Origin of the sequence: Variovorax sp. RA8 (assembly GCF_901827175.1) — a bacterium.
Lineage (GTDB): Bacteria > Pseudomonadota > Gammaproteobacteria > Burkholderiales > Burkholderiaceae_C > Variovorax.
The window spans coordinates 3105871-3132668 of sequence record NZ_LR594662.1 but is presented as its reverse complement, the minus strand read 5'-3'; the positions used below and the strand labels follow the sequence as shown (position 1 = coordinate 3132668).

Below are 26798 nucleotides of genomic sequence, written 5' to 3'. Positions count from 1 at the left end.
TACCTTCGCCTGCGGCTTCGGTGCTATTCGCCTTCGGAGCGGCCGTGCGGCTCATGCCTTGTCTTCCTTCGTGCGTTCTTCGAGCAGCCCCTTCTCGCGCAGGATCGCGGTGGCGATGCCGAAGGCATGGTTGGCCACAGGGACGCCGCAGTAGATGGCGGCCATCATGATCACTTCCTTGATGTCCTCGGGCGTCAGCCGCGACTCGGGCGGGCCGTCGAGCGCCGCGCGCATGTGCATCGCGAACTCTTCGTAGGCGTGGATGCCCAGCATCATCGACAGGACCATGAAGCGACGCGTCTTGTCGCCCAGGGCCGGGCGGCCCCAGATGTCGTTCCAGGCGTGGCGCGTGATCAGCTCCTGGAACTCGCTGTTGAAGGCGTTGCGGTTGGCCAGGGACTTGTCGACCCACGCATCGCCGAGGATGCGGCGGCGGTTGAGAAGGCCGGCTTCGTAGTCGCCGGCAGGCGGGGAGGATGCGGTCATCGTTGCGTGTTCCGTTCGTTGAGCTGGTCCTGCAGGTCCTGGACCTGCGCCAGCGCGATGGTGGAGGCCGCGCCGGCCATGGCCGGGTCGAACCATTCGTCCGCGGCCTCGCTCGGCAGCTCGGCGCGCAGGCGCTCGATGTTGCCACGCATGCGCGCGGCATCGATCTGCAGGCCGGGCAAGGCCCCGGCCAGCGCGCGCACGCTGCCGTGGGCGCACATCAGCAGTTGCGGCCATTCGCCCAGCTCGGCCTGCCACGCACCCAGTGCACGCTCGTGCTCCTGCGGCATGGCGGCCAGCAGCGCGGCCACGCGCTGCGGTGCGCGATGCGCGGCCGCCAATGCCACCATCGACGCCACGGGATTGCGCTTATGCGGCATGGCGGAGGAACCGCCCCGGCCGGGCTCGCTGGGCTCGGCCACTTCACCGACTTCGTACTGGCCCATGAGGGCGATGTCCTTGGCGATCTTGCCGAGGCTGCCGACCATCAGGCCCAGCTCGCAGCCGAGCGCCACCCATTCGTCGCGCTGCGTGTGCCAGGTCTGGCCAGGATCGCCCAGGCCCAGTTCCTGTGCCATGCGGCGGCGCACCGCCGGCCCCTGCCCTTTCATCTGCGCGAGCGTCCCCACCGCGCCGCCGAGCTGGACGTTCAGCGCGCGGCGCGCCGCCTCGGCCAGCCGCGCATGGCTGCGCACCAGCGGCGCGGCCCAGCCCGCGCACTTGAGGCCGAAGCTGGTCACCGAGGCCGGCTGCATCAAGGTGCGCGCGAGGATCGGCGTGGCGGCGTGCTGCTTCGCATGCGCCAGCAATGCCTGCGCGGCCTTGCGCAGGTCGGCTTCGACCAGCGCCACGGCCTCGCGCGTGACCAGGGCCATCGCGCTGTCGATCACGTCCTGGCTGGTACTGCCGAAATGCACGAAGGGCACGGCCTCGGAATTGAAGAGGCCGACCGACTCCTTGAGGCTCTTGACCAGCGGGATTGCCACGCTGCCGGCGCGCCCGCTCTCGCGCACGATCTTGGCAACGTCGAAAAGCTCGACCTTGCAGCTGCCGACGATGGAGCGCGCGGCGGAATCGGGAATCAGGCCCTCGGCCGCCTGCGCATGCGCCAGCGCGGCCTCGAAGCGCAGCATGGCGGCGACGAAGGCGTGGTCGCTGAAGGCGGCCAGGGTTTCGGAAGTGGAGAGGAAGCCCTCAAAAATACTCATGGTGGGCAAGCCTGGGTGTGAGCTTCATTTTCAATACGCTACCCGCGCAGTCGCTCGCAGCTCATCGGGCGTGGCGGTGCCGTAGCCGAAGAACTCGAGGTAGGCGGGGATCATTTCGAACAGCATGTCGGTGCCGACCTGCACCGCGCAGCCCTTGTCGCGGGCGGCACGCAGGAGCGGCGTGTACTCGGATTTCATCACGACCTCGCCGACGAAGGTCGAAGGCGAGATGCGGTCGACGTCGAAGGGTAACGGATCGCCCGCCTTCATGCCCAGCGGGGTGGCATTGACCACCAGGTCCTGTCCGGCCGGGTCCCTGGAGCCGGTGGCCACGCGCAGCGTGGGGTAGTGGGCCCTCAGCCGCTCGCCGAGCGCCTGGGCCGATTCGGCCCGCGTGTCGAAGAGCGTGAGCTCTGCCACGCCGGCCGCGGCCAGCGAGGCGGCGATGGCCGAGCCCACGCCGCCGCTGCCCGAGACCAGCGCACGCGCGCCCTCAAGCCTGCAGCCCTTGCGCTGTACGCCGCGCACGAAGCCGGCACCGTCGAACTGGTCGCCGACCAGCCGGCCGTCCGCGTCCTTGCGCACCGCGTTGCAGGCACCCGCGATCTTCGCCGCCGGCGTGAGCGCGTCGACCAGCGCCATGGTGGTGACCTTGTGCGGCATGGTCACCAGCGCGCCTCGGATGTTGCTCATGCGGAACAGCAAGGGAAAGAAGGCCTGGTAGTCCTCGGCCTTCACGCCCATGGGCACGACGAGCGCATCGATGCCGCTCGCCTCGAACCAGGGGTTGTAGATCATCGGCGCCTTGAAGCTCTCGGTCGGATAGCCGAGGTGCGCGATGAGGGTGGTCTTGCCGGAGATGGTCATCATGTTTCCTGAAGCGCTGAAGCGCACGTCTTCGGGCCTGGAAGAAGGCGAACACCATGTTGCTCGTGCTGTTTGCTACGCGCCGATGACGGACTCGCTGATCCAGCGCGCGCTCTTCATGCCGCGCTGGCCGACCACCATCGGATCGGAGTTCACGTAGTCGTCGTTGAACACTTCGAAGGTGTAGTGGCCGCGATAGCCCTTCTGCTCGAGCAGCTGCACCAGGTCGCGCACGTCGTGCAGGCCTTCGCCCGGGAACAGGCGCTGGTGGCGCGCCAGCTCGATCATGTCGGCCTGCCGATCGCTGTACTCGAAGAAGTAATCGGCCAGCTGCACCAGGAAGATCTTCTCCACCGGCACCTCGGCCAGCTGCGCCAGGGTCTCGGGCGTGTCGTCGCCGTGCACCGACATGTGGAAGCTGTCGAGGTTCAGGCCCACGTTCTGGCGGTTGCAGCGCCGCACGATGTCCCACGCCTGGTACCAGCGGTTCACATGCCGGCCCCAGGACAACGCCTCGTAGCAGATGCGGATGCCCAGCGGCGTCGCCAGCGTTGCGAGCGTGCGCAGGTCCTCTGCCGCGCGCTCGGGGTCGTCGATCGCCAACGGCGAGGTGGTGGAGCACACCAGCAACAGATCGGTGCCGACCAGCGCCATCTGGCGCAACTGCTCGCGCGCCATTTCGAGCCGGTGCGGGCGCATGGCGTCGGGCGCGCATTCGAAATCGCGAAGCGGCTGGAAGTCCGTGACCTTGAGGCCGCTGGCCTTCACCAGCTGGGCCGCCTTGTCGACCCCGGCCGGGTGGGCGATCAGGTCGCGCGCCCACAGCTCGACACCCGCGAAGCCCGCCGCCTTCATGCATTCCAGCTTGTGGCCCAGGTCGCCGCCCATGGTGACGGTGTTGAAGCCGAAGCGGTCGAGCGAGATGGCCATGATGCAGGGCGCGCGGTGCTCACGCTACGTTGTCGGAGCGATAGCGCAAGGGGGAGTCGATCTCTGCCGCCATCGCGTGCGGGTAGATCAGCTCGCGCAGGAAGTGTGCGTCCTCGCGCACGCCTTGCGCCGCGGCCGCGTGGCCGAAGAAGTCGAGGTAGTACGGCATCTGCTGGATCAGCATCTCGAAGCCGGGCTGGGCGTTGAGCCCGCGCGCGCGGGCCGCGCGCACCAGCGGCGTGGGCTGGTTGCGCAGCAGGATGTCGAACAGGGCCGCGTGCGCGTCCATGCGCGCCACATCGACCGGCAGGGCATCGCCCTCCTTCAGGCCGAGCGGCGTGGCGTTGATGACCAGGTCGTAGCCGGCCGGGTCGCTGGTGTCGACCGCGACGGCGGTGGCGTCGAAGAAGGCATCGAGCTTGGCGGCGACGCCGGCCGCCTTGCCGGCCGAGATGTCGTGGAACGCAATGTGCTCGGCACCGTTGACCGTGCCGCCCTCGGCCAGCGCCACGCCGACGGCCGCCGCGCTGACACCGGCGCCCAGGATCAGCACGCGCTTGCCGCGGAACGGGATGTTGTAGCGGTCCAGCGCACCCAGCAGGCCTTCGCCGTCGAACAGGTCGCCTTCGAGCTCGCCGTTGGCGATGCGCTTGACCACGTTGACCGAGCCGGCCACCCGGCCGAACAGGCCCGCACCGTCGAGCAGGTCCACCGCCAGCGGCTTGTGCGGCGGCGCGATCACCATGCCCCGCACGTTCCTCGCAAGGAAAGCGGCCTTCACGAAGACGGCGAAGTCGCGTGTCGCCACATGCACCGGCGCCATCACCGCGTCGATGCCGAAGCGCTCGAAGACGGCGTTGAACATGCGCGGCAGGCGCACGTTGGTCACCGGATCGCCGGGGATCAGGTAGAGGTCGGTGCTGCCTGCGATGAAGGGGAACATGGGCTTTGTCTCGCTCGGAGTTGTTCGGCTATCGCGCAGATTGCCGGGGAGCGCCGCCAATGTAGGGCACCCGCTTGCGCGGTCCAAGGGAAAGTCCGCAGAATGGCGCGATCATCGCCCGCGCGCAATCGATAATCGAACGAACCCAGGGTTTATCCCCAATGAGCACCCACGCCACCAACGCCTCCCCCGCCCCTGCCGGACTCGACAAGCGCGACTGGATCGCAGGCCTGGAGCGCGGCGTGTCGATCATCGAGGCTTTCGACGACAACCATCCGCGCATGACGGCGAGCGAGGCCGGCCAGCGCACCGGCATGACGCGCACGGCCGCCCGGCGCTACCTGCTCACGCTGCAGCACATGGGCTACGTGGCGGGGGACGGCAAGCTGTTCTGGCTGACGCCGCGGGTGTTGCGCCTGGGCCAGTCGTACCTCGAATCGGCGCGGCTGCCGCGCATCGTGCAGCCCTTCCTGCAGCGCGTGGCGGCCGGCACGCACGAGATCGCCTACCTCAGCGTGATGGACGGCGACGAGGTGGTCTACATCGCACGCAACGGCCCCAACCGCAGCATGAGCACCGGCTACGTGCTCGGCGCCCGCGTGCCGGCGCAGGTCACGGCCTCGGGCATGCTGATGCTCGCGATGCGCAGCGACGAGGAACGCAACCTGTGGCTGGCCACGCACGCGCTCACCGTCTTCACCTCGCACACCATCGCCAGCAAGGAGCGCATGAAGCTGGAGCTGGCACGCATCCGCGCACAGGGCTGGGCGCTCTCGGAACAGCAACTGGACCTCAACTCGCGCGGCATCGCGGTGCCGCTGCGCGACCGGCACGGGGAGCTGGTGGGGGCGCTGAACATCACCATGCCGATGGGCCACGAAAGCAGCGAGGACGCAGTCGCCCGCGTGCTCCCGGTGCTGCGCGAAACGGCGCAGGCGATGCGCAATCTGATCTGAGCGAAGTATCGCAATCCGGTACGTCGCAGCGCGTATTCGGCGACCTCCACGATGACGGCCGAAGCCAGCCGGGAAGGCCTGGCCATGATGCGCACCTCGCCACAACCCACCGCCCCGACGCGGAAGCAATGAAGCAAATTCTCGACGACGTGCATTCCCAGTTGAACGCCACCAGGGTGGCGCAGGTATGCCGACCTCGGACACTGGTCGAATTGCAGGCCACGGTCAGGCGAGCCGCCGTCGCGGGCCGGCGCATTTCGGTCGCCGGTGGCCGGCACGCCATGGGCGGCCAGCAGTTTGCCGCAGACTCCGTCCACATCGACATGAGGGGCCTGGACAAGGTGCTCAAGGCCGACCCGTTGCTCGGGCTGCTGCAGATTGAAGCCGGCGCGATGTGGCCGCGCATCATCGAGGCGACGCACGCCATGGACGCCAGCAGCCAGAACCGCTGGGGCATCCGGCAGAAGCAGACCGGCGTCGACGACGTCACGCTGGGCGGCTCCATTGCGGCGAATGCGCATGGACGCGGCCTGGCCATGCAGCCCTTGGGTCACGACATCGAGGACCTCACCCTCGTCGACGCGCGCGGCGACGTGGTGTTCTGCAGCCGCAGCCACAACCCCGAACTGTTCTCGCTGGCGATCGGCGGCTACGGCCTCTTCGGCATCGTCTATGCAGCAACCTTGCGCCTGTGCCCGCGTCTTCTCGTCAGGCGCGTCGTCGACGTGCTCGACCTGGACGATGCGGTGAACGCCGTTTTTCGCCGCGCCGACGAGGGCTGCGTGTACGGCGACTTCCAGTTCGCCATCGACGCGCATGACGACCACTTCCTGCGCCGCGGCGTCCTGGCCTGCTACGAGCCTGCGGAGGTCTCCGGCGTTCGCGAGGATGCGGCGGCTGACCTCGCACCCGATACCTGGTTGGAACTGCTGCGCCTCGCGCACGACGACAAGAAGGCGGCCTTCGCCCAATACGCCAGGCACTACCTCGGCACCCACGGCAAGCTGTACGGGTCGGACACCATGCAGCTCAGTACCTACATCCCGAGCTATGCCGACTTTCTCGCAAGCAGGCAGGCCGGCGAGGATGCCTCGAAAGAGACGCTCGTCATCGGCGAGCACTACGTGCCGCGCCATCGGCTGCTGGCCTTCATGCAGCAAGCCCGCAACGTGCTTCGCGTGTTCGGCACCGAGGTGATCTACGGCACCATCCGGTCCATTCTTCGCGACACGACCTCGTACCTTCCGTGGGCGAAGGATGACTTCGCGTGCGTCGTCTTCAATCTAAGAACATCGCACGACACTGCGGGGCTCACCCGCACGGCAGACACCTTTCGCGCACTGATCGACGCCGCCACCGAACTCGGAGGCAGCTTCTTCCTCACCTACCACCGCCACGCATCTGCCGCGCAGGTGCGACGGTGCTATCCGCGGTTCGGCGCGTGGCTTGCAAAGAAGCTTGAACACGACCCGGACGAGCTGTTCGTCAGCACCTGGTACACGCACTATCGCGATGCGTTCGCGCACGCCTTCCCCGGTGCGCTCGCACGTGAAGGTGCATCGGCGTGAAGTCCGATCGAGCCAGCAGCACGGCCAAGCTGATTGCGGCGAGCACGATCCTGCTGGCCAGCGACCCGCGGACGGCCAGGCTGGTCGCGCCGGGTGCGCGTGCGTTGTGCGAGCGCTTCCTGTGCGGCAGCCTTGCTGATCGCATGCTTGCGAAGAGTGCGTCCTTCGCTCCTACGCGCATGCTGTGGCGCGTTCTCGAGCGCACGGTCTTGCCCGGCATCATTGCCCACTACTGGCACCGCAAGCGCTGGATCGAACGCCGCTGCCGCGAGTCCATCGCCACCGGCTTCCATCGCGTCGTGGTCATCGGTGCCGGCTTCGACACGCTGGCGCTGCGCTTGGCGCCGGAGTTCCCGCACATCGACTGGATCGAGATCGACCACCCGGCAACGCAGCGCGCCAAGCGCAGCGCGCTGGGTGGCGAGCTTGCGCCCAACATGCGCTTCGTCGCCGTCGACCTCGCGGCCGATCCGCTGCCCGTCGAACATTTCGATGACGGTCGCGCCACCCTGGTCATCGCCGAGGGGGTGCTGATGTACCTCGCGCCCGAGGCCATCGACCGGCTGTTCCAGGCCATCGCGGCGCTGCGCACACCATCGGCCCGCATGGTGTTCAGCTTCATGTCGAGGTGGCCCGACGGGAGCGCCGGTTTTCGCCCCCGCAATGCCTGGGTAGAGCGGTGGCTGGCGTGGCGCAGCGAGCCTTTCACCTGGTCCATGGAGCCGCAACGAATGGGCGACTTCCTGCACCGCTTCGCGCTCACGCCGATCGAGGTCGCGCCGGCGCAGGAACTGGCGGCCGAAGCTGGGACAGCTCTCTCGCTGCTCGTTGGGGAAAACCTTGTTCTCTGCGAGAAAGCGCGTGACGTCCTGCAGCCCCGGTAGCGATGCGGAGCCGGGACGCCCGCGCGCCCGGATCCCATGTGCCGCGAGATCTGCACGCGCTTTCACTGATGGCGCGGGTATTCAGCCCACCGCCTTCGCCAACCTCGCATCCGCCAGCGTCTGCTCCCGCATCCGCTCATAGTCCGGCTTGGGCACGGGCACTGCATCCGGATTCCCGAGATCGTTCATGTGGATGCGATACGTCTCGCGAGCACTCAAGGCAGCAATCGCCGCGATGACCGTGATGCCGAAGGCCAACGAGCCGACGATCAGCGGGATATTGGCCGCGCCGGGAGGCGCCACGGTGGCAAACAGCGCCGGCAGCATCGCGGTGATGGCGGTGCCCAGGTTCTGCGAGATCGCCATGGCCGAGACGCGGGTGCGGGTCGGAAACAGCTCGGGGTAGAAGCTCGGGAACACCGCGTTGTAGCCCTGGTAGACCACGCCCCACATCAGCAGCGACATGCAGATCGCCAGCGGCACGTTCTTGATGCTGATGGCATAGAGATAGCCGAAAGCCAGCAGGCCCGACGCCAGCGCGCCGACGACGATGGGCGGCTTGCGGCCGATCCGGTCCGACAGGTTGCCCACGTAGGGAATCACCGCCACCGCGAGGATGTTGCCCAGCACCGGGATCCACAGGTAGATGTCCTTCGCGAAGCCGATGCCGTAGGCGGCCTGCACCGCATAGGCGGCGCCGAAGATGGTGGCGACCACCGGGATCACGTTCATCAGCGCCATGCACACCACGCGCAGCATGTCCTTCCAGCTGTACTTGAAGGCGTCGACGATGGGCGAGCGCGGCCGCTGCTGCTTCTGCCCTTCCTCCGCGAAGGCAGGCGTCTCGTCGACCTCGCGGCGGATGATGTAGCCCGCGACGATCACGATGAAGCTCAGCAGGAAGGGAATGCGCCAGCCCCAGCTGTTGAAGGCCTGCTCCGGCATGTAGTGCGCGAGCGGCAGGAACACCGCCGCAGCCAGGATCTGGCCGGCCTGCACGCCCTGCAGCGTGAAGCTGGCGAAGAAGCCGCGCCGGCCGAAGGGCGCGTGCTCCAGGATCATCGAACTCGCCCCCGAGATCTCGCCGGCCACCGCGAAGCCCTGGACGAGGCGGCAAATCACCAGCAGCACCGGCGCCAGCAGACCGACCTGGTCGTAGGTCGGCAGCAGGCCGACCGCGATGGTCGAGAAGCCCATCAGGAACATGCACAGGATCAGCACTTGCTTGCGGCCGTGGGTGTCGCCCCAGTGGCCCAGGAAGAAGGCGCCGATGGGGCGCGCCACGTAGCCGACGCCGTAGGTCGCCAGTGAAGCGACGATGGCGATCTTCGGGTCGCCCTTGGGAAAGAAGATCTGCGGAAAGATCAGCGAGGCCGCGGTGGCGTAGATGAAGAAGTCGTAGTACTCGAGCGCCGAGCCGATCCAGCCGCTCGCGGCGGCCTTCTTCGACTGGTGCCGGCCATGGGGCTCGTGCTCCTGGGGATTGCTCATGGGTATGTCTCCGTTGGATTGGGGGCGACGCGACTGTAGGTCTGGGCGCGGAGCGTCGGCAATGCAATGGCCGTGGGCCTTGATCGATCATCGATCAGCCGCGTTCGACTTTCGCGCGGAATCGGGGTTTGTCCCAGTCGGCGTTGCCTAGGGCACTGCAAGGCGGCGCGGATATCCGCGTCGTCCAGGCACAAACGTCAACGCCCTGCCTCCAGCCGCTGAGTCCGCCACGCGCACGCACTGCCCACCACCGCCAGCAGGGTCGCGACGCCGAACATCGCCACATAGCCGAAGTGCTGCGCGATCGCGCCACCGGCCAGCACGCCCAGCACGCCGCCGAAGCCGTAGCCGATCACGGTGAAGAGCGCCTGCCCGCGCCCGCGCAGCCGCCCCGGGAAATGGCGCGACACCATCGCGATGCAGGTGGTGTGATGCGCGGCAAAGGACAGCGCGTGCAGCAGCTGGGCCGCTGCCAGCGCCCAGACCCACGGACCGCCGCCCGCGGTGAGCCCCATCCGAAACACCGCGGCCACGCCGCAGATCAGCAGCCAGCGCGGCATCGCGAAGCGCCCGAGCAGCCGGCCCTGCAGGAAGAACCACGCCACCTCGGCCCCGACCGACAGCGCCCACAGCAGGCCGATCACCCCCTTGCCGTAGCCCAGCGAATCCAGGTAGAGGGACAGGAAGCCGTAGACCGCGAAATGCGCCATCACGTGGAAGAACAGCGAGGCGAAGAACCAGCGCACCGCCGGGATGCGCAGCACCGGCCCGACCGGCTCCTTTTGCGCCGCGTGGGCAAGGGGCGCCTCGCGCGTGTCGGGCAGCAGCAGGGTCGCGATCAGCACGATGGCCAGCGTGCCGCCGGCCCAGGCGGGGAAATGGCCCATGCCGAAACGCTCGAACCACTCGCCCGCGATGAAGACGGTGACGAGGAAACCGGCCGAGCCCCACAGCCGGATGCGGCCGTAGCGGCCCCAGTCGCCCGCCACCAGGTGGGCCATGGCCGCCTCGGTGAGCGACATCATCGAGCTGGTGTGGATGAACGTCACCAGCAGCACCAGGCCCAGCCACCAGGCGCCGCCGTTCCACCACAGGCCGAGCGAGGCGAAGAGCGCCACCGCCGCGCTGACGCGCAGCAGCAGCACGCGCTGGCCGGTGTGGTCGCTCAGCGCACCCCAGGCATAGGGCGCGAAGACGCGCGTGATCGACTGCACCGAGGTCAGCAGGCTGATGGTGAAGATCGGCAGCCCCAGGCTCTGGAGCCAGAGCGGCAGGTACGGATTGAAGAAGCCGATGTGCGCGAAGTAGCTTGCCGACAGGCCGGCGAACGCCAGCAGATGGCCGCGGCCGCCTGCGGCAGACTCCGGCGCTGCCACTAGAGGAAGGACGCCTGCGGCGACGTTCCCTCGGCGGCGGACTGCCCCGGATCGGGCGCCCCGATCACATCCCCGCACTGGGCGCGGTTGCGCAGCGCGTGCTCCATCACGACCAGCGCCAGCATCGCCTCGGCGATGGGGGTGGCGCGAATCCCGACGCAGGGGTCGTGGCGGCCCTTGGTGACCACCTCGACCGGCTGGTTGTGGATGTCCACCGACTGGCGCGGGCTGATGATCGAGCTGGTGGGCTTGATGGCGATGCTCACATCCAGGTCCTGCCCGGTGGTGATGCCGCCGAGCACGCCGCCGGCGTTGTTGCTCTCGAAGCCGTCGGGCCTGATCGAGTCGCCGTGCGTGGTGCCGCGCTGCGTGACGCTGCCGAAGCCGGCGCCGATCTCCACGCCCTTGACGGCGTTGATGCCCATCATGGCCCAGGCGATGTCGGCATCCATCTTGTCGAAGAGCGGCTCGCCCAGACCCACCGGCACCTTCGAGGCCGTCACGCGGATGCGGGCACCGCAGGAGTCGCCGGCCTTGCGCAGTGCGTCCATGTAGGCCTCGAGCCGGGAGACGTCGGCCATGGGCGCGAAGAAGGGGTTGTTCGGCACATGGTCCCAGCTCTCGAACGGGATCTCGACCTCGCCGATCCGGGTCATGCACCCGCGGAAAACGGTGCCGTACTTCTCGAACAGCCACTTCCTGGCCACAGCGCCGGCCGCCACCATCGGCGCCGTCAACCGCGCCGAGGAACGGCCGCCGCCGCGCGGGTCGCGAATGCCGTATTTCTTCCAGTAGGTGAAGTCGGCGTGGCCTGGGCGGAACTGCTGCGCGATCTGACCGTAGTCCTTGCTGCGCTGGTCGGTGTTGCGGATGAGCAGCGCGATCGGCGTGCCGGTGGTCTTGCCTTCGTAGACGCCGGAGAGGATCTGCACGATGTCCGGCTCGTTGCGCTGCGTCACGTGCCGGCTGGTGCCGGGGCGGCGGCGGTCGAGGTCGCCCTGGATGTCGGCTTCGGTGAGCGCCAGGCCGGGCGGGCAGCCGTCGATGACGCAGCCGATCGCGGGGCCATGGGATTCGCCGAAGTTGGTGACCGCGAAAAGGGTGCCGAAGGTGTTGCCGCTCATGGGCGGGGATTATCCGCGCAAGCTCGAACCTCGCGGACGCAAGGGCGAGGCGGCGCTGCCGGCGCGGCCTGCGGCGGACCGCTCACGTGGCGCAGCATGAAACCCGCAAGCAGCGCCAACCTGCGCCACTGCGGCGCTGATCGAGGCCGTGAGCGCGAAGGCTTGCGCAAACGCCGCGCGCGACGCTTCGAGCAGGACCGCCCCGGCCGGCTGGGCAGCGCCGCGGTTGAATTTCGAAGCGCGGCGGCCCCTTGTCAACCGCTGCGCGGGAATGCTTTATGCATGTTGCGGCACGGCATAACCCGACCTGCAAGGAGCTTTCATGCTGGACCGCACCGACACGAAGTTCTCTCACGTCAAGCTCGGCGACACCGACTATGTCTCGGGCGGCTTGCGCGACTTCTTCCTGTACCGGGACCTCGGCATCGCCGAGGCCACGAACGGCAAGGTCATCGCGCACCTGGTCAAGGCCAACATGGCACCGGAAGCGGGCACCGGCTGGCACCGCCACGAGGCGGACTTCCAGATCGTGATCATGGTCAAGGGCTGGGCCCGCTTCATGTACGAGGACAAGGTGACGCTGGTGGAAGCCGGCGACGTGGTGCACCAGCGCCCGGGCATCCGGCACTACCTGTTCGACTATTCGCCGGACATGGAGTACCTCGAGATCGTGTCGCCGGCCGACTTCAAGAGCGTCGACGTCGACCCGGTGTGCGAAGTGCCCGCGCCCACGCCTTGGGCCTAGTGCCCCCTTCAGCGGGGTGCGGAATTTTCAGTCTTTCTTGAAGCTACAGCAATTCGGCCGGAAAATCGGCCGATGCCCACCGACACCCTCCCCCCGCTCAGCCGCCAGTTCATCGCCCACTTCGGTGAGATGGGCAGCAAGTGGGGCATCAACCGCACCGTTGGCCAGATCTACGCCCTGCTCTTCATCTCGGAACGCGCGCTCAACGCGGACGAGATCGCAGAGGCGCTGGCGTTCTCGCGCTCCAACGTGAGCATGGGCCTCAAGGAACTGCAATCCTGGCGCCTGGTGCAACTGCGCCACCAGCCCGGCGACCGGCGCGAATACTTCGAGGCGCCGTCGGATGTCTGGGAGATCTTCCGCGTGCTGGCCGAGGAGCGCCGCCGCCGCGAGATCGAGCCCACGCTGTCGATGCTGCGCATGGCGCTGCTGGAGAAGCCCACCAACGACCAGGAGCGCCATGCCCAGCAGCGCATGCGCGAGATGCACGACCTGATCGACCGGCTGATGAAGTGGTTCGACGACGTACAGCGCCTGGCGCCCGAGACGGCGATGCAGCTGATGGGAATGGGGGCGACGGTGACAAAAGTGCTGGGACTCAAGGATCGGATCACCGGCAGCAAGAGCAAGAAGCCCGCCTGAGCCTACTCACACGCGAAAACGTACCAGCAGGTCTTCGAAGGCCGCCGTCGCGCCGCGTTGGGCCTGTCGGATGGACGCCGGGTCCGCGACACTCTCGCGCAGTCGGAGGATGAAGTCGCGCCAGCGCGCTGCCACCCCCGCTTCGTGGTCGGCGCCCACCAGGTAGCGCAAGGGATGTGGAGCGAGCCGGTCGCGCAGCCGCCGGTGCAGCACGACGCCACCAAGTTGCGAACCCTCCGCCACGTAGGCCAGTCCCCAGGCATGGGCTGGCCCGCCCGCAGGCTGCGCCGGCCGAAAAGCGGCAGCGTGCGCAGGCACGGGCATGGGCACGAATTGGCCGGCATCCGCGAGATCGCTCGACAGGTCGGCCAGCTTGGCGTCGATGTGCCTCGCCGCCGCATGCAGGGCGACGCTCCCGGCGACCGCCAGCTCTTGCCGCACCGCCAGCAGCCATGGCCGAAGCACGAGCAGGTGCGCCGCGTAGTCGTCCAGCGAGGCATCCTTGCGCGCGATCGGCAAGCCGGTGTCGAGCCGCTCGTGGAGGGGCGCGGTGGCGGCGCGCAGCGCCTGCAGCACGTCGGCGTGCCGCGGCAGCGCGAGGGACGATTGGCTTTCCTCAGGCACTGGCGATCAGCTCCTTGACGCGCCGCGCCAGCATCTCCAGCTCGAAGGGCTTGCTCATCACGTGCATGCCCGGGTCGAGGTGGCCGTGGCTCAGGACGGCGTTCTCCGCGTAGCCTGTGATGAACAACACCTTGAGCTCCGGCCGGGCCGTGCGGGCCGCATCGGCGAGCTGGCGCCCGTTGATGCCGCCCGGCAGTCCCACGTCGCTCACCAGGAGGTCGACCCGCTCGCCGGACTGGAGCACGCGAAGGGCCTCGGCGCCATCGCCGGCTTCCAGCGTGGTATAGCCCAGGCCCTGCATGACGTCGACGATCAGCATGCGCAAGGCCGCCTCGTCGTCGACCACGAGGACGGTGTCGCCTTGATGCGCGCGCGGGCTCGTCGCCGGCAGCATGCCGCGCTGCTCGGGCTCCGCGTCGCGCATGTCGCGCGGCAGGTAGATGCTGACCCTCGTCCCCTTGTCGATCTCCGAATAGATCCGCACCTGCCCGCCCGATTGCTTGGCGAAGCCGTAGACCATCGAAAGGCCCAACCCGGTCCCCATGCCGATGGGCTTGGTCGTGAAGAAGGGGTCGAAGGCGCGGGCCACCACGTCGGGCGCCATGCCGACGCCGCTATCGCTGACGCTCAGCGACACGTACTGCCCCGGCGCGAGGTCGCGCCCGGCGGCCGTGCGCGCATCGATCCAGCGGTTGGCGGTCTCGATGGTGAGCTGGCCGCCTTCGGGCATCGCATCGCGTGCGTTGATGCACAGGTTGAGCAGCGCGCTCTCCAGCTGGCTCGGGTCGGCGTGCACGCTCCAGACGCCGACGCCGGCCACCACGTCCAGCGAGATCTGCGGCCCCATCGTGCGGCGGATCAGTTCTTCCATGCCGGCGACCAGGCGGTTGGCGTTGATGGACTTGGGGTCCAGCGTCTGCCGGCGCGAGAACGCCAGCAGCCGATGCGTCAACGATGCCGCCCGCTTGACCGCGCCCTGCGCCACGTCGAGGTAGCGGTCCATCTCGGCGGTGCGGCCCTCGAAGCCCCGCCGCCGCATCAGCTCGAGGCTGCCGGAGACGGCCGCCAGCAGGTTGTTGAAATCGTGCGCGAGCCCTCCGGTGAGATGGCCCACGGCTTCGAGCTTCTGGCTCTGCCGCAGCTGCTCGCGGGCGGATTCGAGCTCGGACGCGCGCTCCTTCTGCTCGGTGATGTCGCGCGCCACCGTGTAGTACAGGCCCTCGTCCGGCACGATGGTCCAGGAGAGCCAGCGGTAGTCCCCGCCGCGCGTGCGGCAGCGGCTTTCGAAGCCGCGGGTGCGCTCGCCGCGCGCAAGGCGTTCGAGCTGCACCTGTGCGGCGACCAGGTCGTCAGGATGCAGCAACTGACGCAGCGGCGTCGCGCGCATCTCGTCGCGCGTCCATCCGAGCACCGACTCCCAAGCCGGGTTGACACTCTCGAAATAGCCGTTGGGATTGGCAACGCCCAGGAGGTCTTCGCTCAACGCCCAGATCCGGTCGCGCTCGCGCGTGCGCTCCTCCACCTGGCGCTCCAGCGAGGCGGCGAAGGCCTGCAGCTCGATCTGCGCCTCGCGCCGAGCGACGGCAGTGCGCACCCGCTCGCCGACCTCGCGCACGTAGGCGAGCTCGTCCTCGGACCATTCGCGCGCGGCCCCGTGGTTCAGGTAGAGCAGGCCCACCAGGCCCTCGCGCTCGGTGAGCGGCATATTGACGACCGCACGCGCGTTAATGGCCTCCAGCGCACCTGCATTGGCGCGCGTGCGCGGGTCCTGCCGGGCGTCCGCGAAAGCCACCGTCACGCCGCGGCGCAGGTCCTCGATGTAGGAGCCGTAATCCCTGAAGTTCAGCCTTCCGGCCAGGCTTGCGACGCCGGGGGCGCACCAGTCGCGCTCGATGGTGATGGTCTCCGCCGCCTTGTTGACCACCCCGTAGCCCGCGCGGTCGACGTTCAGCATGCGCCCGAGCATCTCGGAGGCAACGTAGGCGATCGCGCTGGGCTCATCCAGGTCGCGGATGCGGTCGCCCAGTTCGATCAGCGCGACGCGGCGCGCCTCCGCCCGATTGAAGGCGGCATTCGCCTCGCGCAGCTTGTGCTGCGCCGACTCCCTGGCGCGCCGATCGGCAGCCTCGCCCAGGGCGCGCTCCAGCACCACCGGCAGGCGAGCCAGGCGGCCCTTGCTCACGTAGTCCGTCGCGCCCCGCTTCAGCAGTTCGACCGCGTTGTCCTCTCCGATCACCCCCGAGACGAAAATGAAGGGCACGCCCGGCGCGGCCATCTTCGCGATGTCGAGCGCCTGTGCGCCGCTGAAGCCGGGCAGCTGGAAGTCCGAAAGGATGAGGGTGGGCTGCTCCCCGCGCAGCGCGTCGAGGAACTGGGCTTCGGTGTTGACCACCGTCGTTTGCACCTGGGGTTGCGCCAGGCGCACGGCTTCGATCAGCAGCTCGGCATCGAAGCGCGAATCCTCGAGGATCAAGATCCGCAGGCACGCGGCCGACGCGGGATCGCCGGGTTCATGAATCATGGCGCCGGGCTTTGAGCGAGCCGGGCGGCGGCTCGTTGAGGACGGCCCAGAACACGCCCAGGTCGGCAATCGCCGACACGAACTGCTCGAAAAGCACGGGCTTGACCACGTAGGCATTGACGCCCTGCTCGTAGCTCTTGATGACGTCCGACTCCTCCTGCGAGGAGGTCAGCATCACGATCGGGATGCTGCGCAGCGCCGTGTCCGCCCGGACCTCCTTCAGCACCTCGAGGCCGGTGACCTTGGGCAGCTTGAGGTCCAGCAGGATGACGGCCGGGTTGCCGGCGGTGCGGCCGGCGTAGTCGCCCTCGCGCCGCAGGTAGTCCAACGCCTGCGCGCCATCGCGCAGGATCACCACGTCGTTGGCGAGCTGGCTGCGCTCCAGCGCGATCAGCGTGAGTTCCAGGTCGCGCTTGTCATCTTCGACAAGCAGGATCGGCTTAAGCATTTTTCTCCTCTCCACGATCATCAGGGGCAACATCGCCGGCGCGCGGCAGCAGGAAGCCGAAGGTCGCGCCCCTGTCGACCTCGGCGCGGGCCCAGATCTCGCCGCCATGGCGCTCGACGATGCGCTTCACGTTGGCCAGCCCGATGCCCGTACCCTCGAACTCCTCGGCCGCGTGCAACCGCTGGAAAACGCCGAACAGCTTGTCGGCGTACTTCATCTGGAAGCCGACGCCGTTGTCTTCTATCTCCAGGCCCTCGCCGCCTTCCTGGCGCAGGCCGCGCACCACGATCCGTGCCGGCTCACGCCCGCGCGAATACTTGATGGCGTTCGACAACAGGTTGCGCACGGCGACCTGCAGCAGCAGCGCATCGGCATGAAGCACGGGCAGGTCGGGGTCGACCTCCCATTCCACGCGCCCCTGCTCGCCTCGCGACAGCTCGCGCACGAGGTCCGAAACCAGCACCGAGGTGTCGACCGCGCGCCGCCTGAGCGAGGCCCGGCCCATGCGCGAGAAATCCAGCAGGGCATCGACCAGTTGTCCTGCGAAAGCGGACGCTTCGCGCACATGGTTGAGGTAGCGCAGCGAGCGATCCGACAGCTTCTGGCCCTCCTGGCTCACGACCAGGTCGACGTAGCCTGCTATGTGGCGCATGGGCGCCCGCAGATCGTGCGACACCGTATAGGAGAAGGCCTCGAGCTCCTTGTTCACCCGGCCCAGCTCGCCGGCGACCGCCGCCATCTCCTCGGCACGACGCAGCACGATCCCGATCAGCGCCTGGCGCAGCTCGGCAGCCGCGCCGAGTTCCGCGTCGGACCACGGCGCCGAGCGGCCGCGGATATGTTCCACCCAGCTCGCGAAGCTCAGGCGCGGATGGATTCGTCCGTCCGATGCGGCGGTGGCGGCCTTGCTCGGCTGGCCCGCCCAGGTCACGGTCTGCACGATCTCGGGCCTGAACCAGACGATGAGGTGCCGGTGCACCTGGGAAATCGAGATCGCCAGCACGCCTGCTCCCCTGGCCGCATACGCCTGCGCCGCCCCGAAGTGCGCGCCCAAGGCATCGCTGTGATAGACCTCGACCCCCATGCCGACGATCCACTCCGACAACTCCAGGATCTGCGCCTTCGCCGGGGTGTCGCCGACTTGCCAGACCTCTTCGTTCAGCACGATGGCCGCGCCCGCGGCACGCACCACGCCCAGCATGAGCGACGCCTCTCCCGCGAGTCGTTGCAGGGTGGCGTCGCTCTCCGCGAGCTGCGCGACGATCTCCAGCGTGAGCTTGCGCAGCTCCAGCCGCTCGGCAACCGAGGCGTTTGCACTGTTCGACTGGATCTGCAAGGCGAGCAGCTGTCCGAGATGCTCGCAGGCCCTGCGTGTCGGGATGCTCAGCGGCCTCGGCGCATGGTCATGGCACGAGATCAGTCCCCACAGATGCCCGTCGACCACGATCGACACGGAGGCGGAGGCCAGCGTGCCCATGTTGCGCATGTATTCGAGGTGCACCGGAGAGACGCTTCGCAGCTGCGACTGCGACAGATCGATCTGGTGCGCCTCAAGCGAGGGGTCCGTAATCTGCAGCGGCACGGGCCGGTAATTGGCGTCGGCAATCAGGCGAAAGCGGTTCAGCAGGTAGAGCTCGCGCGCCTGCCGCGGGATGTCGGAGGCGGGAAAGTGGTGCCCCGCATAGCCGTCGTAGCCCGGCTCGAGGATCTCGGCGAGCACCTCGCCGTGGCCTTCGGCGTCGAAGCGATACAGGAGGCAGCGGCCGAAGCCGGTCAGGCGCTTCATCTCTGCGACGGCGATCCGGCTGAGCTCGTCGAGGGAGGTGGTCTGCTGCAGCTTTGGCAGGAACACGCGCATCAGCGAATAGATGGGCGCCTCGTTGCCCTCGGAGGGCATGGCGGGCTCGAACTCTGCGACCAGGTGGTCCGCGGTGCGGTGGGCAAAGGCGTCGAACGTGCCCGCGCCCACGCGCACCACGCCGAGCGACTGCGCGGGCGCTCCCACCGGGAGATCCTGCACTCGTAGCTCACGCAGGAACGCCGCGGCTTCCTCGGTGCTTCCTGCTTCCCAGTTCGCACTGAACGCGGCGATGCGCAGGGTTGGCGCGTCGAGCACGAGCATCCGGCCATGCGGCTGGATCGCGCCCGGCACCCGGATCGGCTCGCGATCGCATGCGGTGAGGTCGGCCTCTGGCGCGCTCCGGCTGGAGAGGTAGGTAGTGGGCTGGCTGGAGTCGTTCGGCATCTTCAGTCAGCCGCGAATCTTGCCAGCGCACCGAGGCGGCCCGCGTGAGCCTTCTCCTACGGGCCCTGCAAGTCAAATTCCCGGGAGGCGCCCATCAGCGCCTGCCCCGGCGGCACGCCTCAGGGCCTTCCGAGCTTGTCCCGCCGGATCGCCTCGTCGTCCATCAGCTCGTACCACATCGCATTGAGCACCGCGAAGGTCGCGGCGAGCGGGAGTCCCAGCAGCCAGGCGAAGTACCACATGTTCGGTTCCTTTGATGCTATGGATTGAACGATCAGTAGGCGTGGCCGCGCTCGTCGCGGATGGCATCGGCATCGACCTTGCCCCACAGGACCTTGTAGACCCAGCTGGTGTAGGCCACGATGATCGGGATGAAGATGGCGGTGACCACCAGCATGATGAACAGCGTCAGGTGGCTCGAGGAGGAATCCCACACCGTGAGGCTGGCGCGCGGGTCGAGCGACGACGGCAGGATGAAGGGGAACATCGAGGCGCCCACGCTGAGGATGATGCCCACGATGCCGAGCGCGCTGGCCAGCAGCGCCAGCACTTCGCGCCGCATGCGCATCCCCAGGAAGGCCAGCAGCGCGCCCGCGAGGCCGAGGGCCGGCGCGCTCCACAGCCACGGACGGGCCGCGTAGTTCGCGAACCAGGCGCCGGGTTGATGGGCCACGGTCTTGAGCAGCGGGTTCGAAGGCCCGCCGGAGGGCAGCGCGCTGGTCACGCGGTAGCCGTCGATCCAGAACCACAGCACCAGGCCCGCCAGCGCGTAGAGCACCAGCGTGAGCAGCGCCGCCACGCTGCCGTAGCGGCGTGCGCGCTCGGCCACCGGCCCTTGCGCCTTCAGCTGCAGCCAGGCGCTGCCGTGCATCAGCAGCATGGCCACCGAAACCAGGCCGCACAGCAGGGCGAAGGGATTGAGCAGCCCGAAGAAGGAACCCTCGTAGAAGATCCGCATGTCGGGCGCGAGCCGGAAGGGTACGCCCTGCAGCACGTTGCCCAGGGCCACGCCGAAGATCAGCGACGGGACCAGGCCCGTGACGAAGAGCGTCCAGTCCCAGCGTGCGCGCCAGCCCGCATCCTCCTGCTTGCTGCGGAACTTGATGGCCACCGGCCGCAGGATCAGCGGCACCAGCACCGCGAACATCGCCAGGTAGAAGCCCGAGAAGGACACGGCATAGAGCTGCGGCCAGGCCGCGAAGATCGCGCCGCCGCCGACGATCAGCCAGACCTGGTTGCCCTCCCACACCGGGCCCACGCTGTTGATGATCACCCGGCGCTCGAGATCGTTGCGGCCGGCAAAGGGCAGCAGCATGTTGGTGCCCAGGTCGAAGCCGTCGGTCACGGCGAAGCCGATCAGCAGCACGCCGAGCAGCAGCCACCAGACCAGGCGCAGGGTTTCGTAGGAGATGAGTTCGTGCAGGATCATGATGTGCGTCCTTCGTTCAGTCGGCAGTGGCCAGCGGCGTGCGTGGCGGCAGGGTCGGTTCGGCCTCGGCGCGGTAGGCGGCCGGCGGCGGCACCGACTGTTCCTCGGGGCCCTTGCGGATCGACTTGAGCATCAGCTTCATCTCGATCACGAAGAGCACGGTGTAGATCAGCGTGAAGCCGGCGATGGTGAGCAGCACCGTGCCGGCGCCCAGGTTCGACACCGCCACCGCGGTGGGCAGCACGCCCTCGATCACCCAGGGCTGGCGGCCGAGCTCGGCCACGATCCAGCCGCACTCGGCCGCGAGCCAGGGCAGCGGGATCGCGAACACCGCCAGCTTGAGCAGCCACGGATGCGCGTCGAGCCTGCGCCGTGCCGACAGCACGAAGAAAGTCGCCGTCAGCAGGATGAAGAACATGCCCAGGCCGACCATGATGCGGAAGGACCAGTACAGCGGCGCCACGGGCGGGACGGTGTCGAGCGCGGCCTTGGCGACCTGCTCGGGCGTGGCCTGCCGCGGGTCGTCCACGTAGCGCTTGAGCAGCAGCGCATAGCCCAGTGCATGGCCGTTGTCCTCGAAGATCTTGCGCGCCGATTCGGGCACGGCGGCGTCGCTGCCGGCCGCGCGGATCTGCTGCAGCGCGTCGTAGGCCGAAATGCCGACGCGGATGTTGAGTTCGGCGCGGTGCACCAGGTCGTCGATGCCCGGGATCTCGGTGGTCAGCGAGCGGGTGCCGATCAACCCCATCACGGCCGGGATGTGGATGGCGTAGTGCGTCTCCCGCGATGCCTGGTCCGGGAAGCCGAAGGCGGTGAAGGCAGCCGGCGCCGGCTCGGTCTTCCACATCGCCTCGACGGCGGCCAGCTTCATCTTCTGGTGCTCGGTCGAGAGGTAGCCGCTCTCGTCGCCCAGCACCACGACCGACAGCGAAGCGGCGAGGCCGAAGGAGGCCGCCACCGTCATCGAGCGCTTGGCCAGCTGCAGGTGCCGCCCGCGCAGCACGTACCACGCCGACACGCCGAGTACGAAGATGGCCGCGACCGTGTAGCCGGCCGACACCGTGTGCACGAACTTGGCCTGCGCGACGGGGTTGGCGAGCACCGCAGCGAAGTCGGTCACCTCCATCCGCATGGTCTGCGGGTTGAAGGCGGCGCCCACGGGGTTCTGCATCCAGCCGTTGGCGATCAGGATCCACAGCGCGGAGAAGTTGGAGCCGATCGCCACGGCCCAGGTGGTGACCAGGTGGCCCACCTTGGAGAGCTTGTCCCAGCCGAAGAAGAACAGGCCGACGAAGGTGGCCTCGAGGAAGAAGGCCATCAACCCCTCGATGGCCAGCGGCGCGCCGAACACGTCGCCGACGTAGTGGCTGTAGTAGCTCCAGTTCATGCCGAACTGGAATTCCATGACGATGCCGGTGGCCACTCCCATCGCGAAGTTGATGCCGAAGAGCAGGCCCCAGAACTTCGTCATGTCACGCCAGATGACGCGGCCGGTCATCACGTAGACCGTCTCCATGATGGCGACGATCACCGCCAGCCCGAGGGTCAGCGGCACGAAGAGGAAGTGGTAGAGCGCCGTCAGTGCGAACTGCAGCCGTGAGAGTGCGACGATGTCGAGGTCCATGGGGGGCTTTCCTTTCGTTTTCTTGCGCTTGCTAGTCGGGCCGCAGGGCGCTCATTGCGGCCTCGAAGGCCGTCGTGCCGCGCCGCAGGTCGGCCACGATGCGACCGGCGCGCAGGACGAGCAGCCGGTCCGCCAGCTCGGCTTCGCGCCGCAGGTGGGTGGCGATCAGCAGCGTGCGGCCCGCGGCCTGGGCGCGCAGCCTGAGCAGCACGTCGTGCGCGGTGGCAGTGTCCAGCGCTTCGGTGGGCTCGTCGATCAGCCAGAACGGTACGTTTCGCAGCAGCAGTCGCGCCAGGGCGAGCCGGCGCGACTGGCCGCCGGACAGGCCCAGGCCGCCTTCGCCAAGCATGCTGTCGAGACCCGAGGGCATGGCGCGCACTTCGTCGGCGAGCCCTGCCGCCTGCACAACGGACCACAGCCGCGCGTCGTCGGCCGAGGGGTCGGCGAGCCGCAAGTTGTCGCGCAGGCTGTCCTGGAACAGGTCGGTGCGCTGCGTCAGCAGGCAGGTGGCCAGGGCGCGCAGTTCGCCGTCCGCGGGCGCCAGCTCGCCCGCGACGGCGGCGAGCAGGGTCGACTTGCCCGCGCCGCTGGGGCCGATCACGGCCACGCGCTCGCCGGCGGCCACGCTGAAAGTGCCGTGCTGCAGCGCAGGCCTGCGGCTGCCGGGATGAACCAGCGTCAAGTCGCGCACTTGCAGCGCCAGGCCTTCGTCGGGCGCTGGCGGGGCGGGCATGGGCTCGGAGCCGCTCGCCATGTGCGGGGCCAGGCGCCGTGCCGCGAGCCAGCCGCGTGCGGCCTCCAGTGCGCCGCGGCGCAGGGCGGCGAAGGGCTCGACGGCCCCGAGCGCGACCAGGACCGCCAGCGCGGCGGCCGGCGCGCCGATCGCGCCCTCGTCCATCAGCAGGCCCACGCCCAGCAGTACCGCCGCCAGCGTCAGCGCGCCGACCAGGGCGTAGGCCATGCCGGCTCCGGCCTCGAGCCGGTTCAGCGCCAGATCGGCCGCCGCCAGGTGGCGGTCGGCCACGGCCAGCGCCTCGCGCTGGGCTTCGATGCGGCCCGCCATGACCAGCTCGGTCTGGCCGGCCACGAGGTCCGCCGTCCGGGCACGCAGGCTTTCCATGCCCTGCGCGCGGCGCACGGCGGCCGGCCCGGCACGGCGCGCGAGCACGAATGCGATGCCCCAGCCGGCGCCGAGCAGCCACAGCGCAAGCAAGAGGCCCAGCCAGGGGCTCATCGCGCCGAGCACCAGCCCGGCCAGCAGCGCCGCGCCGAGCGCCGCGGCAGCGGGCACCAGCAGGCGCAGGTAGAAGGACTCCAGCGCATCGATGTCGGCGCTCAGCCGGAACAGGAGGCGCGCCGGCCGCGCCAGCAGCTGGCGCGCCGCATCGGGCCGGGCCCAGCCGCGAAACAGGCGCACGCGCAGCGCGGCGAGCACGGCGAAGGTCGCGTCGTGCGTCAGCAGCCGTTCGCCATAGCGCGACGCGGTGCGGCCCAGGGCCAGCAGGCGGATGCCGGCCGAGGGCATGAACACGTCGAAGACGATGGCGGTGGCCGCGTGCAGGCCGGCCAGCGCGGTCGCGGTGATGAACCAGCCCGAGAGGCCGAGCAGCCCCATGCCCATCAGCACGGTGAGCGCGGCCAGCACCGCGCCGAGCAGCAGCCGGCGCGGCTCGGCGGCCAGCAGCGGGCGCCAGACGGTGCGCAGGTCGCGCCAGCGCTTCGTCATGCGGCCTCCTGCACGGGCACGGCATCGAGGCTGATGACGCGGTCCATCCGCGCGGCCAGCACGGGGTCGTGGGTGGCGACGATCAGGGTCTTGCCTTGGGCCAGCGCGATCAGCGACTCGGCCACATGCGCCGCGGTCGCGCTGTCGAGGTGGGCCGTGGGCTCGTCCACCAGCAGCAGGTCGGCCTCCGGATTCACGGCCAGCCGTGCGAGTACCAGCCGTGCCGCCTCGCCGCCCGAGAGGCCGCGGCCGCCCTCGCCCAGGCTGGCGCGCGGATGGGCCTGCGCCACCGCGTCGAGCGCGGCAAAGCGCATCGCGGCCTCGACCTGCGCCGGTTGCGCGCCGGTCCGGCCCAGCGCGACGTTGGCCTCGACCGAGCCCGCGAACACATGCGGCTTCTGGCCCATCCAGCCCATCCGGCGCCGCAGCGCGGCCACCGTCCGGTCGGAGAGCAGGACGCCGCCCACCATGACCTGCCCCTGCCGCGCCGGCAGCAGACCGGCGATGAGGCTGAGCAGGGCCGTCTTGCCCGAGCCGCTGGCGCCCATCAGCGCGACGTGCTCGCCCGCGGCAATGCGCAGGTCGCGGCCCTCGAAGACCGTGCCGCCGCCGGCATGGGCGAGGTGCACCCCGCGCAGCAGCACCGACGGCGGACCGCCCGCCACGCCGCGCACCGCGCCCGGCAGTCCGGGGTTCGCGCCGGGCAGCGCCGTCTCGCCCTGCTCCAGCCGGTCCAGCGCCGCGAGGGCCGCTTCGCCCGCCGCGCGGTCGTGCCACACGGCCGACAGCTCGCGCAGGGGCTCGAAAAAGGCCGGCGCCAGCAGCAGCACGAACAGGCCCTCGCCCAGGCTCAGGCGCCGGCCCCAGGTGCCGAACTCGAAGGTGCCGAGCAGGTGGAAGCCCACATAGGCCGCCACCATCGCGACCCCCAGCGCGGAGAACAGCTCCAGCACGGCTGAGGACAGGAAGGCGATGCGCAGCACCGCCATCGTGCGCCGGCGCAGCCCCTGCGCCGCCTCGCCCAGCCGCAGCGCCGTGGCATCGATGGCGCCGAGGGCGCGCAGGCTGGCCAGACCCCGCAGGCGGTCGAGCAGGAAGGCATGCATGCCGCCGGCCTCCACCATGTGCGCCTCGCTCGCGGACCGGGCTTGCCAGCCCACGATGGCCATGAACAACGGGATCAGCGGCGCCGCCACCAGCAGGATCACCGCCGCGACCCACGAATAGGCCGCGACCAGCGGCAAGATCAGCAGTGGCACCACCGCCGCGCGCCAGCGTGCCGGGGCATAACGCACCAGGTAGGGCACCACCGCCTCGGCCTGCTCTGCGATCGTGCTGGCGGCCAGGCCCGAGGCCGGGCGCGCGCGATCCAGCGGCGAATGCGCGGCGAGTGCGGCGGCGGCCTGCGCCCGCAGTGCCGACAGTGCGGCCCGCGCGGCGGAGAACACGCGGCGCATGCCCCAGGCTTCGCAGACGGCACGCAACAGGCCCAGCAGCACGATGCCGAGCGCAGGCCACAGCACCGACCGCATGCCTTCACCCCTCGCCAGCCCATCGATGGCCCAGGCCAGCAAGGCGGCCTGCGGCAGCCACAGCAACGCCGCCGCGCCCTGGACCAGGCTGGCCGCGCGCGGCAGCGGGGCCAGGCGCTTCAGGCTTGCGGACGATGCGGAGAAGTTCATGCCTTTGTTTCTTGTAATTTCAGTATTTCCTGAAATTTCCTGAAGTCTAAGGGATAACGCACCACCCTGCATTCTGTTGCGCCGAAGCCCCCGGCGGGACGCTTTTCCGCCGGGCTGCCAGCACCCGCTAAGCTACAGCGCCAATGTGACCGCCCTGCCGGAGCCTCCAAATTGAAAGTTCTTTCCATCACGCCGACCTACTTTCCGCAGGTGGGAGGCATCGAGTCCGTGGTTCGCGAACTGGCCGTGCGCACCTCGGGTCCGGGCGTGCAGGTCGACGTGGCCCATGTCTCGGCCAAGCTCGCGCAGCCCTCCGTGGACGAGGTGGACGGCCTGAAGGTGTACCGCGTGCCCGTGGCCGGCAACCGGCTGGCGGGCTATGCGCGCGACTTCGGCCGCCTCGCTGCAGGCTATGACCTGCTGCACGTGCACGACCCGCAGCTGATGATGCTCACCGGCAACGTGTTGCTGCAATGCCGGCACATCCCCGCAGTGCTGAGCACACATGGCGGCTTCCGCCACACGACGAGGCACCGGGCGATCAAGTGGCTGCACGAGCGCCTGCTGATGCGCTCTATGCTGCGGCACTACCGCAAGATCCTGGCGACCAGCGAATCGGACACTGCGTACTTCAGCCAGTTCTCGGACCGCGTCGAGAAGTGCGAGAACGGCATCGCCTATGCCAAGTTCCAGCAGGGCCTGCTGACCGGGACACCCGATCCGGCGAAATGGATCTACTGGGGCCGCTGGTCGCGCAACAAGCGCATCGACGCGGTGATCGACACGGTCGCCATGGCCCGCGACCAGGGCATCGCGATCGACCTGCTGATCGCCGGGCCGGACTTCGACAACCTGCGCGAGCCACTGCAGAACCAGATCCATGCGCTGAAGCTCGACGCCGCCGTCCGGCTGCACCCCTACATCGAGGACGCCGCGCTGATGCACGAGCTGCAGCAGCGCACCGTGTTCGTGACCGGCAGCGAATACGAGGGCTTCGGCGTCGGCATCCTCGAGGCGATGGCGGCGGGCAAGATCGTGCTGTGCCGCGACATCGCGCCGATCAACGGCTTCGTCGAGCGCGGCGTCAACGGTTTCTTCCTCGGCTTCGATGCGGGCGCGGCGGACGCCGCGGTGGTGCGCGAGGTCGCTGGCCTCGACGGCGATCGCTGCGCCGCGATGTCGGCGGCCGCCCAGCAGCGGGCCAAGCGCTACGACTGGGAAGTGATCGCCCAGACCTTCTCGCGCCACTACCAGGACGCCCTGGCGAACGGCCCCTGAG

General features: G+C 69.0%; 23 protein-coding genes. 6 read left to right on the top strand and 17 right to left on the bottom strand.

Annotation, left to right across the window (positions count from 1 at the left end; genetic code table 11):
• Window positions 1-51 precede the first annotated feature (51 nt).
• The 5 genes from E5P3_RS14705 to E5P3_RS14685 form a co-directional block, all read right to left on the bottom strand.
• Entirely contained in the window at window positions 52-486 is a 435-nt protein-coding gene (locus E5P3_RS14705) for a carboxymuconolactone decarboxylase family protein (RefSeq protein WP_162586663.1), read from the bottom strand.
• A complete protein-coding gene (gene pcaB / locus E5P3_RS14700) occupies window positions 483-1694 on the bottom strand; it encodes a 3-carboxy-cis,cis-muconate cycloisomerase (protein WP_162586662.1) in 1212 nt (403 codons plus the stop codon). Before pcaB ends, E5P3_RS14705 begins: the two co-directional genes overlap by 4 nt.
• A 30-nt stretch (window positions 1695-1724) precedes the next feature.
• Entirely contained in the window at window positions 1725-2564 is an 840-nt protein-coding gene (locus tag E5P3_RS14695) for a shikimate dehydrogenase family protein (RefSeq protein ID WP_232073139.1), read from the bottom strand.
• 72 nt (window positions 2565-2636) lie between these two features.
• The gene (locus tag E5P3_RS14690) at window positions 2637-3491 is read right to left on the bottom strand and encodes a sugar phosphate isomerase/epimerase family protein (protein ID WP_162586661.1); all 855 of its coding nucleotides are present in this window, start codon (window positions 3489-3491) and stop codon (window positions 2637-2639) included.
• Window positions 3492-3510: 19 nt separating this feature from the next.
• Window positions 3511-4434 (bottom strand): shikimate dehydrogenase family protein, encoded by a 924-nt coding sequence (locus E5P3_RS14685; RefSeq protein WP_162586660.1) that lies wholly within the window; start codon window positions 4432-4434, stop codon window positions 3511-3513.
• Between the two features lie 161 nt (window positions 4435-4595).
• Between E5P3_RS14685 and E5P3_RS14680 the strand changes: the two genes are divergently transcribed.
• From E5P3_RS14680 to E5P3_RS14670, 3 genes are all read left to right on the top strand, one after another.
• Window positions 4596-5390: an IclR family transcriptional regulator domain-containing protein gene (locus E5P3_RS14680; RefSeq protein ID WP_162586659.1), complete on the top strand. Its 795-nt coding sequence runs from the start codon at window positions 4596-4598 to the stop codon at window positions 5388-5390.
• Between the two features lie 128 nt (window positions 5391-5518).
• Complete coding sequence (locus E5P3_RS14675) at window positions 5519-6958, top strand: FAD-binding oxidoreductase (protein ID WP_162586658.1); 1440 nt, start codon at window positions 5519-5521, stop codon at window positions 6956-6958.
• Complete coding sequence (locus tag E5P3_RS14670) at window positions 6955-7842, top strand: class I SAM-dependent methyltransferase (RefSeq protein WP_162586657.1); 888 nt, start codon at window positions 6955-6957, stop codon at window positions 7840-7842. The genes E5P3_RS14675 and E5P3_RS14670 overlap by 4 nt, the downstream gene beginning before the upstream one ends.
• 81 nt (window positions 7843-7923) lie before the next feature.
• On the opposite strand, the gene E5P3_RS14665 is transcribed toward E5P3_RS14670, so the two are convergent.
• The 3 genes from E5P3_RS14665 to aroC form a co-directional block, all read right to left on the bottom strand.
• Window positions 7924-9333 carry an MFS transporter gene (locus tag E5P3_RS14665; RefSeq protein WP_162586656.1) on the bottom strand — a complete coding sequence of 470 codons (1410 nt, stop codon included), beginning with the start codon at window positions 9331-9333 and terminating at the stop codon, window positions 7924-7926.
• A 197-nt stretch (window positions 9334-9530) separates the two neighbouring features.
• Window positions 9531-10709 (bottom strand): MFS transporter, encoded by a 1179-nt coding sequence (locus E5P3_RS14660; protein ID WP_162586655.1) that lies wholly within the window; start codon window positions 10707-10709, stop codon window positions 9531-9533.
• Window positions 10709-11833: a chorismate synthase gene (aroC, locus tag E5P3_RS14655; RefSeq protein ID WP_162586654.1), complete on the bottom strand. Its 1125-nt coding sequence runs from the start codon at window positions 11831-11833 to the stop codon at window positions 10709-10711. The genes E5P3_RS14660 and aroC overlap by 1 nt, the downstream gene beginning before the upstream one ends.
• 322 nt (window positions 11834-12155) lie before the next feature.
• Here aroC and E5P3_RS14650 point away from each other — a divergent pair, with 322 nt between their 5' ends.
• Window positions 12156-12578, top strand: coding sequence for a cupin domain-containing protein (locus E5P3_RS14650; RefSeq protein ID WP_162586653.1), 423 nt, complete (start codon window positions 12156-12158; stop codon window positions 12576-12578).
• A gap of 72 nt (window positions 12579-12650) precedes the next feature.
• A complete protein-coding gene (locus E5P3_RS14645) occupies window positions 12651-13220 on the top strand; it encodes a GbsR/MarR family transcriptional regulator (RefSeq protein WP_162586652.1) in 570 nt (189 codons plus the stop codon).
• Between the two features lie 6 nt (window positions 13221-13226).
• On the opposite strand, the gene E5P3_RS14640 is transcribed toward E5P3_RS14645, so the two are convergent.
• The 9 genes from E5P3_RS14640 to cydD form a co-directional block, all read right to left on the bottom strand.
• A complete protein-coding gene (locus tag E5P3_RS14640; RefSeq protein ID WP_232073138.1) occupies window positions 13227-13844 on the bottom strand; it encodes a biliverdin-producing heme oxygenase in 618 nt (205 codons plus the stop codon).
• Window positions 13837-16365, bottom strand: coding sequence for a response regulator (locus E5P3_RS14635; RefSeq protein ID WP_162586651.1), 2529 nt, complete (start codon window positions 16363-16365; stop codon window positions 13837-13839). Before E5P3_RS14635 ends, E5P3_RS14640 begins: the two co-directional genes overlap by 8 nt.
• On the bottom strand, window positions 16355-16813 hold the full coding sequence (locus E5P3_RS14630) for a response regulator (protein WP_162586650.1): 459 nt from the start codon (window positions 16811-16813) through the stop codon (window positions 16355-16357). Before E5P3_RS14630 ends, E5P3_RS14635 begins: the two co-directional genes overlap by 11 nt.
• Window positions 16806-19058, bottom strand: coding sequence for an ATP-binding protein (locus tag E5P3_RS14625; RefSeq protein ID WP_162586649.1), 2253 nt, complete (start codon window positions 19056-19058; stop codon window positions 16806-16808). Before E5P3_RS14625 ends, E5P3_RS14630 begins: the two co-directional genes overlap by 8 nt.
• Before the next feature lie 119 nt (window positions 19059-19177).
• Window positions 19178-19300 carry a cytochrome bd-I oxidase subunit CydX gene (cydX, locus tag E5P3_RS14620; protein WP_162586648.1) on the bottom strand — a complete coding sequence of 41 codons (123 nt, stop codon included), beginning with the start codon at window positions 19298-19300 and terminating at the stop codon, window positions 19178-19180.
• A gap of 32 nt (window positions 19301-19332) precedes the next feature.
• Window positions 19333-20487: a cytochrome d ubiquinol oxidase subunit II gene (gene cydB / locus E5P3_RS14615; RefSeq protein ID WP_162586647.1), complete on the bottom strand. Its 1155-nt coding sequence runs from the start codon at window positions 20485-20487 to the stop codon at window positions 19333-19335.
• Between the two features lie 16 nt (window positions 20488-20503).
• Entirely contained in the window at window positions 20504-22111 is a 1608-nt protein-coding gene (locus E5P3_RS14610) for a cytochrome ubiquinol oxidase subunit I (RefSeq protein ID WP_162586646.1), read from the bottom strand.
• A gap of 31 nt (window positions 22112-22142) precedes the next feature.
• Complete coding sequence (locus E5P3_RS14605) at window positions 22143-23837, bottom strand: amino acid ABC transporter ATP-binding/permease protein (RefSeq protein ID WP_162586645.1); 1695 nt, start codon at window positions 23835-23837, stop codon at window positions 22143-22145.
• Complete coding sequence (gene cydD, locus E5P3_RS14600) at window positions 23834-25519, bottom strand: thiol reductant ABC exporter subunit CydD (RefSeq protein ID WP_162586644.1); 1686 nt, start codon at window positions 25517-25519, stop codon at window positions 23834-23836. The genes E5P3_RS14605 and cydD overlap by 4 nt, the downstream gene beginning before the upstream one ends.
• A 171-nt stretch (window positions 25520-25690) precedes the next feature.
• On the opposite strand from cydD, the gene E5P3_RS14595 reads away from it, so the two are divergent.
• Entirely contained in the window at window positions 25691-26797 is a 1107-nt protein-coding gene (locus tag E5P3_RS14595; RefSeq protein ID WP_162586643.1) for a glycosyltransferase family 4 protein, read from the top strand.
• Window position 26798: the final 1 nt, after the last annotated feature.

Excerpts from the sequence above, each read along its gene's own strand:
- E5P3_RS14705 (WP_162586663.1), bottom strand. The coding sequence starts at position 486 with ATGACCGCATCCTCCCCGCCTGCCGGCGACTACGAAGCCGGCCTTCTC.
- pcaB (WP_162586662.1), bottom strand. The coding sequence starts at position 1,694 with ATGAGTATTTTTGAGGGCTTCCTCTCCACTTCCGAAACCCTGGCCGCC.
- E5P3_RS14695 (WP_232073139.1), bottom strand. The coding sequence starts at position 2,564 with ATGATGACCATCTCCGGCAAGACCACCCTCATCGCGCACCTCGGCTAT.
- E5P3_RS14690 (WP_162586661.1), bottom strand. The coding sequence starts at position 3,491 with ATGGCCATCTCGCTCGACCGCTTCGGCTTCAACACCGTCACCATGGGC.
- E5P3_RS14685 (WP_162586660.1), bottom strand. The coding sequence starts at position 4,434 with ATGTTCCCCTTCATCGCAGGCAGCACCGACCTCTACCTGATCCCCGGC.
- E5P3_RS14680 (WP_162586659.1), top strand. The coding sequence starts at position 4,596 with ATGAGCACCCACGCCACCAACGCCTCCCCCGCCCCTGCCGGACTCGAC.
- E5P3_RS14675 (WP_162586658.1), top strand. The coding sequence starts at position 5,519 with ATGAAGCAAATTCTCGACGACGTGCATTCCCAGTTGAACGCCACCAGG.
- E5P3_RS14665 (WP_162586656.1), bottom strand. The coding sequence starts at position 9,333 with ATGAGCAATCCCCAGGAGCACGAGCCCCATGGCCGGCACCAGTCGAAG.
- aroC (WP_162586654.1), bottom strand. The coding sequence starts at position 11,833 with ATGAGCGGCAACACCTTCGGCACCCTTTTCGCGGTCACCAACTTCGGC.
- E5P3_RS14650 (WP_162586653.1), top strand. The coding sequence starts at position 12,156 with ATGCTGGACCGCACCGACACGAAGTTCTCTCACGTCAAGCTCGGCGAC.
- E5P3_RS14645 (WP_162586652.1), top strand. The coding sequence starts at position 12,651 with ATGCCCACCGACACCCTCCCCCCGCTCAGCCGCCAGTTCATCGCCCAC.
- E5P3_RS14635 (WP_162586651.1), bottom strand. The coding sequence starts at position 16,365 with ATGATTCATGAACCCGGCGATCCCGCGTCGGCCGCGTGCCTGCGGATC.
- E5P3_RS14630 (WP_162586650.1), bottom strand. The coding sequence starts at position 16,813 with ATGCTTAAGCCGATCCTGCTTGTCGAAGATGACAAGCGCGACCTGGAA.
- E5P3_RS14625 (WP_162586649.1), bottom strand. The coding sequence starts at position 19,058 with ATGCCGAACGACTCCAGCCAGCCCACTACCTACCTCTCCAGCCGGAGC.
- cydX (WP_162586648.1), bottom strand. The coding sequence starts at position 19,300 with ATGTGGTACTTCGCCTGGCTGCTGGGACTCCCGCTCGCCGCGACCTTC.
- cydB (WP_162586647.1), bottom strand. The coding sequence starts at position 20,487 with ATGATCCTGCACGAACTCATCTCCTACGAAACCCTGCGCCTGGTCTGG.
- E5P3_RS14610 (WP_162586646.1), bottom strand. The coding sequence starts at position 22,111 with ATGGACCTCGACATCGTCGCACTCTCACGGCTGCAGTTCGCACTGACG.
- E5P3_RS14605 (WP_162586645.1), bottom strand. The coding sequence starts at position 23,837 with ATGACGAAGCGCTGGCGCGACCTGCGCACCGTCTGGCGCCCGCTGCTG.
- cydD (WP_162586644.1), bottom strand. The coding sequence starts at position 25,519 with ATGAACTTCTCCGCATCGTCCGCAAGCCTGAAGCGCCTGGCCCCGCTG.